Source organism: Amycolatopsis mediterranei (genome assembly GCF_026017845.1).
Lineage (GTDB): Bacteria > Actinomycetota > Actinomycetes > Mycobacteriales > Pseudonocardiaceae > Amycolatopsis > Amycolatopsis mediterranei.
Map to the genome: position 1 here is coordinate 316388 of NZ_CP100416.1, position 8484 is coordinate 324871.

Sequence of the window (8484 nt, forward strand, 5' to 3'; positions counted from 1 at the left end):
GTGGGGTGCTCCTGGTTGTGGCGGGCGGGGGGGTCCCCCCCGCCTCCCGCGGGGCCGGGGGGGGGTGCTATATTCCCGTGTTTTTGGGGGGGGGGGGGGGGGGGGGTTGGGGCCCCGCCCCCCGCCACCGGTGGTTCAGCTAAGCGCTTTCAGAGCGCGGACTGGAAGAAGACGTCCTGGGTGAGCTGGGTGATCCGGCTGGCGGAGTCCTGCCAGGACAGCGTGGTCGGCTCCAGCGTCAGCACCACCACGATCTTGCAGTTGTTCGCGCCCACCGTGCCGCTCGTGTGCATGGCCCGGCTGGTCAGGTCAATGTCCTGGGCGCTGAACGCGCTCTTGGCGCCGAGCGTGCCTTCGCCGCTGGACGCGACCGCGGTGGCCGCCTTGACCTCCGGCGAATTCAGCACGCGCAGCGTGCGGGCGTTGGTCCCCGTGCATTCCTGACCAGGCGCCGGCGCGGCGCCGAAACCGGACCACCCCTGCTTGACCGCCTTCGGCCCGGGCACCGCGCTCGGAAGGCCGAACGACTGGTCGAAGCCGTCCGAACCGCACTTGGTCGACTGCGCCAGGTTGCCCATGATGAAGTCGCGGTACTTCGGGTTCGCGTCGTGCAGGATGTACTGGTAGGTCTTGGCGATGTCCGCGGCGCTGATCGCGGTGTAGCCCCACTTGCCACGAGCGGTAGGCGGCGCGGTGTCGGTGAGACCGATCGTGGTGACCATCCGCTTGACGATCTCGTCCCAGCCGTCGCGCACCCACAGCGTGCTGGCGGCGTCGTCGTTGCTGGAGCGCAGCATCGGCTCGAGCAGCGCCAGGTCGTCGGCCGGGATCTCGTAGTCGGGCCCGTGCGATTCGAGGTAGTCGAGCGCGATGAACAGCTTGACCAGCGAGGCCGAGCGGTACTGCTTGTGCTCGTCGGAGGCGGAGACGGTGCCGGTCTCCTGATCGACGACGATGTAGCTCGCGGTCATCCCCTCGGGAAGGTCCGCCGAAGACGTCGCCGCCGAAGCCGGCGCGGCCGCCATCGCCACACTTGCCACGACACCGGTCGCGATCGTTGCCAGACGTCGGATTTTCCCCACGTTAACCACCCAGGTTCCTAGATCAACTCGGTCTGGGGGCTCACCCTATCGGGTTAGTCGTCCTGGGTGTCGGAAAATCCCCGTTACTGTGCGGCGAACGGCCGTGATCACCGGTCCAACGCCACCACCTTCGTGTTCGCCCGCTCGGTGTTGCGACGCGTCTTGGCCCACCCGTTGCGCCCCCGGACCAGGCGGAACACCGCTCGCCACACCGTGATGTAGAACGTGTAGATGTAGCACGCGTAGCCCAGCCCGTACGCGATTCCGCGCAGCGGCCCGGACTTCGGCTCGCAGTGCTTGCGGTAAACCGGGCCCCAGATCAGGAACGGCAGCATGCCCGCGACGCCGTAGGCCAGCAGGAATTTCCACGCGCCGCTCGTGAACCACGCCCACGCCACCGCCGGTTCGGTGATCGCGTGGATCGTCAACAGCACCAACGGGATCGGGTACACCACGCTGCCCAGCAGCTGCATCCACGGCTGGGCCAGGTAGTACAGCATCTCCGCCGCGCCGAACGTGCTCAGGTGCGGGGACTTCCAGATCCGGCGGGCGTACCGCGCGCACTGCATCGTGCCCTGGCTCCAGCGGGTTCGCTGCGCCAGGAACCGCCGCATGCTGTACAGGCCTTCCTGGTCGACGTGCGTGTCGACGCTGAAGCCCGTCTTCCAGCCTTCCGTCAGCAGGTGGACGCCGAGCTCGAAGTCCTCGAGCAGCGAGCCGCGCCACGGGCGGCGTTGCGGGCCGGCGATCGAATCGAGGGCGGACAGCCTGGTGAACTGACCGTTGCCGCCCATGGCGATCGTGCCCGTGTGGCCGCGGGACATCTGGATCGCCGCGATCGCCGTGCGGAACTCCAGGTCCTGCATGCGCACCAGGGCGCGGCCGAACCGGCGGCGGACCCGGTTGCCCGACCCGGGCGCCGTGCCCCGGTTGCCCATCCGGACGTCGATCTGCACCGCACCCATCGCCGGATCGCCGAAGAGGTGGGGCGCCGTGCAGACGTACATGCAGTTGCCCGCCGGCCTGCCGTCCGCGTCGACCACGACGACGATCGTGTTCGCGCCGTCGTCGTGACGGCCGACCCACGCGCGCAGCGCCCGGTAGGCGGCATTGAGCGCGTCGCTCTTGCCCGTGCGGGCGTGCGGACGGCGGCGGGCGACGACGTGCAGCTGGGAGTCCCCCCGGCCCTGCATCCGGCGGACGATGTCGAGCGTGCGGTCGTCGGAATGGTCGTCGATCACCCAGACGTGCGCCGCCCGGAACCGCGTCCGCAGGTACCGGACCGTGTCCCCGATGACGAGCTCCTCGTCGCGGCACGGCACGAAAAAATGCCACCGAAAGAGCGTTGGGTCGCCGGGCCAGGTGGGCCGGTGCCGCAGGTACGGCACGATGATTCCGCAGACGTAGAGGACGAACGCCGCGCTCATGACAATCGCGAACGCCTGTGCACAGCTCAGCAATAACGACAGGCTCATTGCGTCGCTCCGGGGGAAGAATCGAGTGTTGGCCGCACGATAACGGCGTTGCTCTTTGAAGTTCCGGGCGGGGTCGACCACTCGTTCGGGTGTCGGTAGTTCAGGGTGTCGACCCGGATAACCGGTGATCAGCCGGTTGTCGTATCCACCAACGATCTACTCAAACCCCACTATCAGGTGCTGTCTGGTCACTCGGTTTGCACCCTTTGTGAGCTGGCCGTTACTGTCTCGATCAATTCATTCGCGATTCTTGCGGTCCGGCGTGCGTTGGTGAGCCGATGCACCCGACGCGGTCATGTGGAAAATCGGAGAAAATCGTGTATCGACCTGGAATCGGTGGTGTCGTCGGGGGTGGCGGGCTGCTCGCGACGACCGGAGCGAATCTGACTTGGTGGATTGTCTTCGGCGTCGTCAGTCTCGTTCTGGGTGTCGTCCTCGTCCGGTCCGCGCGGCGTCGCACGCAGGAATCCGCCCGCTGATCGTCCCTCTTCTTCCTCAGCCAAGCCTCAAAGAACACGAACAGGAGAACGAGTAATGCACCCATGGGCCAAGCGCGGGCTGCAGTCCGCGATGTTGGCCGGCGGCCTGATGATGCTGGGCACCGGCATCGCTTCCGCCGAGGAGCAGGTCAACCCCGACCTCGCTCCGTCGCCGCTGGACGGTGGCGCCTCCGTGCCGATCCAGATCCGCAAGATCAACCTCGGCACCCCGGCCGGCGAAGCGCCGCTGCCGCTCGACACCGACACCGACGTCACCACCGGCACGGTGCTCCACGACACGAGCAAGCCGCTCGCGGGCGCGCTGCTGGGCAACGTCGTCAAGCCCGACGTCTCGGCTCCGGTGCAGATCACGGGCTGGGCGGTCGGTGCGGGCGGCGACTCCCACGTCGTCAACGACTCGCAGCAGGTCCACCGGCAGGGTGGCCCGATCACCACGACGGGTGAGGGCAAGCCGATCGCGGGCAACGTCGTCACCACGCCGGTGACGGCTCCGATCGGGGTCAACAACCTGGCCTTCGGCACGCTGTCCAACGCGACGGTCGACGGCTTCGCGAACCAGGACAGCACGGTCGGCGGCCCGGTGACCACCAACGGCGACAACGGCGTCGTCTCGGGCACCATCGCCGCGGTCCAGGGCGCGCTGCCGATCGGCGTCAACAACACCGCCGCCGGCTGGGGCGGCACCGGCACGGTCAACACCACCACGACCCAGGGTGCCCACTCGCCCGGTCAGCTGACCACCAGCGGCAGGGACGGCGTCGTCTCCGGCACCGTCGCCGGCGTTCCGGTCGCGCTGCCGGCCCAGGTCGACGGGACCGCGGCCGCCTGGGGTGGCAAGGCCACCGCGAACACGGTCAACACGGTGCTCGCGGAGGCCGGAACGTCCGAGTCCGTCTTGCGGGGCGCTCCCGAGAGCGGGCCGTACGTGACCACGGCCGGCGCCGGCTCGCTGGTCGGTGGCACCGCGCTCACCCCGGGCGTGGCCGCTCCGGTCGCGGTGAACGGCACCTCGGGTCCCTGGGGTGGGCTCACCCACGCCGACTCGGTGAACAACCTCAACGCGAACGCCGGCGGTGGCACGATCACCGACGGCGTCAAGTCCGTGGGCGGTGGCACCGCCGCCGGAGCCCCGGTGGCCTTGCCGGTCAACGTGCTCGGCACCGCCGGCGCGTGGGGCGGCGAGTCCTTCGCGACGTCGGAGAACAACGTCGGCTCGGTCGCGGGCGGCGAGCTCGTCACCGACGGCGCCGGCGCGCTGGCCGCCGGCAGTGTCGTCCACCCGCAGGTGGCCGGCCCCGCCGAGGTCAACTGCACGACCGGCCCGTGGGGCGGCATCACCGGCACCACCTGCACCAACGACTACTCCGTGCAGGCGGGTGGCGGCGACGCGACCGACGGCACCAAGTCGGTCGCGAGCGGCACGGTCGCCGACGCGCCGGTGGCGCTGCCGGTGACCGGCAACCACAACTCCGCCGCGTGGGGCGGCTTGGCCGACGCGATGGGCGCCAGCGTCGTCGACTCGACAGCGGGCGGCGACGTCTACACCGGTGGCGGCGGCTCGCTCGTCGGTGGGACGGTCGCGCACCCGCAGGTGGCGGAGCCCGTCGTGGCCTCCTGCAACACCGGCGCGTGGGGCGGCATCACCTCCACGCACTGCACGCACGAGAACACCGCGCACGCCGGTGGCGGCCAGGTGACCAACGGCGACAACTCCATCGTCGGCGGCACCGTCGCCGACGTGCCGGCGACGCTCCCGGCCCAGGTCTGCGGCACCGCGGGCGACTGGGGCGGCATCTCCACCGCCGAGTGCTACACCACCGTCGACTCCGTCGTCGGCGGCAACACCTACGACCACGGCGACAACTCCGTGGGCGGTGGCAACATCGTCGGCCCGTCGCTGGCCGGCGACGCCGACGTCATCTGCAACGCCGGCGCGTGGGGCGGCATCCCGACTTCGTCGTGCTCCAACGCCGAGAACGTCGTCGCGGGTGGCTTCCAGGGCACTTCGGGCAACAACGCCGTCGCCGCGGGCAACATCGTCGACGCGCCGCTGGCGACGCCGGTCGAGGTGCTCAACGGCGCCTACGCGTGGGGCGGCATCCCGACCTCGACGATGACCGAGCACAAGTGCCTCACCTCGGGCGGGGACAACAACACCGACGACGACGGCGGTGTGGTCTCCAGCAACATCGTCACCGCGCCGGAAGCCATCGGCGCCCAGGTGATGAACATCGCCGGGGCGTGGGGCGGCAACCCGACCAGCCACGGCGACTTCATCACCCACGTCCACACCGGTGGCGCGGACGCCGCGACGGGCAAGGGCGGCGCGGTCGCCGGCAACGTCGTCGACCAGGCGAGCTCGCTGCCGGTGCAGGTCAACACGATCGGTGCCACCTGGGGCGGCAACGCCGAGGCGATCGGCACCAACGTCACCGAGTTCACCTCCGGCGGCCCGAACTACGCCGACGGTGACCGGGGTGCGGTGGCCGGCAACGTCGTCGAAGCCCCGATCGGTGGCGCCGGCCAGGTCAGCAGCTGGGCGGTGTCCTGGATCGGCGGCGCGGTCACCGACGCGGACAACGACGTCAGCTCGCACGCCGGTGGCACGACGTACACGTCCGGTGTGGACGGTGCGATCGCCGGTGACGCGGTCGCCGCGCCGATCCAGCCGCTGGTCCAGGCGACCGGTCAGTCGATCTCGCTGATGGCCAACACGGCCAACCACACCGAGAACACCTACGACCTCGTCTCCGGTGGCCCGATCGTCACCGACGGCACGGGCGGTGCGCTCTCGGGCGACATCCTCTCGGCCGACCCGCAGGCGATGCCGCAGGTCTACGGCCTGGGCATCTCGGCGATCGGGTCCGCGACGAACGACGTCCAGAACGACCTGACCGCGACCGACGGCGGCGACGAGACCACGGCCGGCAGCGGTGCGCTCAGCGGCGCCCTGCTCGACGTGCCGGTCGCGGCCGACCCGGAGGTGTTCCGCTGGGGCATCGGCGCGCTGTCGACCGTGAACAACCACGTCGACAGCACGGTGGACAGCCACGTCAGCGGCACGCCGACGGCGAAGCCGGCGGTGCAGATCCCGGTGGGCCTGGTGCCGCAGGTGAAGAACGTGACGATCCCGATCCTGGCCGAGGTGCTCAACACGGGCACCGACACGACCGAGGTCATGGTCGGCCGGACCGAGGCCGCGCACATCCCGGTGGAGCTCGACCTGACCGGCGTGCTCGGCGGGGTGTCGCCGCTGGCCCGTGACGACGTCTCGTCGCGGACCGACACGCCGGGTCTCGGCGCCGACGGCGTCGGCGGAGCGATGAGCCTGCTCGGCAGCGGGTCGGCCGACGCCATCGGCAAGGCCACCGGTGCCCTGGGCTCGGTTTCGGGCCGGACGCTCGGCGGTCTGCCCGCAAGTGTCGCCGGGGCCACCGGTCACCAGGCGCGCAGCGATGTCCCGTCGCTGCCGGACCTGCTCGGTGGCGGTCTGCTGCCGCAGCTCAAGCCGCCCCACGTCGCGCTGCCGGGTGTGCCCAGCGCGCCGCGGGCGGACAGCCCGGTGCCGTCTGTCCCGTCCCTTCCGTCGGTTCCGGTGGTGCCGGTCTTGACCGGTCTGGCCGGCAGCAGCCTGCTGTCGCCGGTGAAGCAGCCGCAGGTCGCGCTGCCGGGTGTGCCGACCCAGCAGTGATCGGCTGAGCGGGAACCGGGGCCCTGGAGCGAACCGCTCCAGGGCCCCTTCGCCGTTAGGGTGGCGGGCATGGACGCGACCAGGTGGCTCATCGTTGTCCGGCATGCGAAGTCGGACTGGTCGGAGGGCTTGCCCGACCACGAGCGGCCCCTCGCGGCCCGCGGCCTTCGTGACGCGCCTCGGCTCGGCCGGTGGCTTGTCGACGAGGGGCACGTTCCCGAGCTGGTCGTCTGCTCCACCGCGCGTCGCACCCGGGAAACCTGGCTGCGCGTGAGCGACGAACTCCCTGCGCCGACGCCCATCGAGTACGACGACGACCTCTACGGCGGCGATGTCCCCGAGCTGCTGAACGCCGTCCGCCGGACGCCGCCCGAGGTCACCACGCTCGCGCTGGTCGCGCACGAGCCCGGGGTCAGCGACGTGACGCTGCACCTCGCCGGGCACGGGGAAGAGACGCTGCCGGTCCAGGCCAAGTTCCCCACCGGTGCCGCGGCCGTGCTCGCGACCACGGATCCCTGGGACGCTCTCCGCACCGCCCGGCTCGTCGCCTTCTTCCGGCCGCGCGACTTCACCGGCTGACGACCCGGCGGTCCGGTGGTTTGGACCAGGCATTGCTTCCAGCAAGTTCACATGCGTACTCTCCATTCACTCACAGGTTTGATGTTCATATTTGTGAATGGAGCGGACATGGTTTTCCGCCACACCGTCGTGGCCGCGGTCGCCGCACTCGGCCTCGTCGCCTCCTTCGCCACGCCGGCCGAGGCCGCGTCGCGACCCACCGGCTGCACCGTCCCGGTCATCGGGCCGGTGTGTGCACCCGCCACCGCCGTTCTCGACGGCAATCAGCTGCTTCGCACGAAGTTCGCCGCGCTCGTCGGCGAAAGGACGTCTCGCACCGCGCTGAACAACCTGCTCACGGCCGCGAGAAGCGACCTGACGGCGGGTCCGTGGAGCGTCACGTCGAAGAAACAGGTCCCGCCCAGCGGGGACAAGCACGACTACCTGAGCCTGGCGCCCTACTGGTGGCCGACGACGCAGCCGACCGCCGAAAACCCGTGGGGCTGCCCGTTCGTGCAGCGCGACGGCCAGCGCAACCCGATCGTCGACGAGATCACCGACCACGCCTACCGCGGCGAGGCGTTCGCCGCGATCTACCGGCTCGCGCTCGCCTGGTACTACACCGGGGACGCGCGCTACGCCCGGCGCGCGGCGCTCGACCTGCGCACGTGGTTCCTCGACGCGGCCACGAAGATGAACCCGAACATGAACTTCGCCCAGGGCATCCCGTGCAAGGTGGACGGCCGCGGGATCGGCATCATCGAGTTCTCCTACACGCTGAGCCAGGTCGTCGACGCCACCGCGATCCTGGCCACCGGCGCGCCCGGCTGGACGAAGGCCGACCAGGCCGGCATGACCGGCTGGTACACGCAGTTCCTGGACTGGCTGCGCACCAGCAAGAACGGGACCGACGAAGCCAAGGCTCAGAACAACCACGGCAGCTTCTACGACATGCTCGTCGCCGCGCTCGCCCTCGGCACGGGGCAGCGGGATGTGGCCGCGGCCATCGCTCGGGACGCCGGGCCGCAGCGGATCGCGCCGCAGATCCAGGCGAAGGGCTTGCAAACCCAGGAGACGAGCCGGACGCGCAGCTGGCACTACTGTCCTGCGCCTGAAATCCGCTATCTAATTGTAGGATGCGGTGATGGCGGGTCGTGGACGGTCCAAGGTCGAGCTGG

Annotated in this window: 6 protein-coding genes; 3 read left to right on the forward strand and 3 right to left on the reverse strand. The window is 70.3% G+C overall.

Features of this window, described 5'->3' with window-relative positions:
* Positions 1-149: 149 nt before the first annotated feature.
* The 3 genes from ISP_RS01595 to ISP_RS01605 all read right to left on the reverse strand — a co-directional run bounded on the left by ISP_RS01595 (position 150) and on the right by ISP_RS01605 (position 3060).
* Positions 150-1040 (reverse strand): serine hydrolase, encoded by an 891-nt coding sequence (locus ISP_RS01595; protein ID WP_230468680.1) that lies wholly within the window; start codon positions 1038-1040, stop codon positions 150-152.
* 149 nt (positions 1041-1189) lie between these two features.
* Positions 1190-2509: a glycosyltransferase family 2 protein gene (locus ISP_RS01600; protein ID WP_013222277.1), complete on the reverse strand. Its 1320-nt coding sequence runs from the start codon at positions 2507-2509 to the stop codon at positions 1190-1192.
* Between the two features lie 341 nt (positions 2510-2850).
* On the reverse strand, positions 2851-3060 hold the full coding sequence (locus ISP_RS01605; protein WP_155258920.1) for a hypothetical protein: 210 nt from the start codon (positions 3058-3060) through the stop codon (positions 2851-2853).
* 31 nt (positions 3061-3091) lie between these two features.
* Between ISP_RS01605 and ISP_RS01610 the strand changes: the two genes are divergently transcribed.
* The 3 genes from ISP_RS01610 to ISP_RS01620 all read left to right on the forward strand — a co-directional run.
* Entirely contained in the window at positions 3092-6748 is a 3657-nt protein-coding gene (locus ISP_RS01610; protein WP_013222278.1) for a beta strand repeat-containing protein, read from the forward strand.
* A gap of 69 nt (positions 6749-6817) precedes the next feature.
* Positions 6818-7327 carry a SixA phosphatase family protein gene (locus ISP_RS01615; RefSeq protein ID WP_013222279.1) on the forward strand — a complete coding sequence of 170 codons (510 nt, stop codon included), beginning with the start codon at positions 6818-6820 and terminating at the stop codon, positions 7325-7327.
* A gap of 108 nt (positions 7328-7435) precedes the next feature.
* On the forward strand, positions 7436-8484 hold a 1049-nt coding region (locus ISP_RS01620), incomplete at its 3' end, for an alginate lyase family protein (protein ID WP_265049896.1).

Bases quoted from the DNA above. Each gene is read 5' to 3' on its own strand.
- ISP_RS01600 (WP_013222277.1), bottom strand. From the start codon at position 2,509: ATGAGCGCGGCGTTCGTCCTCTACGTCTGCGGAATCATCGTGCCGTAC.
- ISP_RS01610 (WP_013222278.1), top strand. From the start codon at position 3,092: ATGCACCCATGGGCCAAGCGCGGGCTGCAGTCCGCGATGTTGGCCGGC.
- ISP_RS01615 (WP_013222279.1), top strand. From the start codon at position 6,818: ATGGACGCGACCAGGTGGCTCATCGTTGTCCGGCATGCGAAGTCGGAC.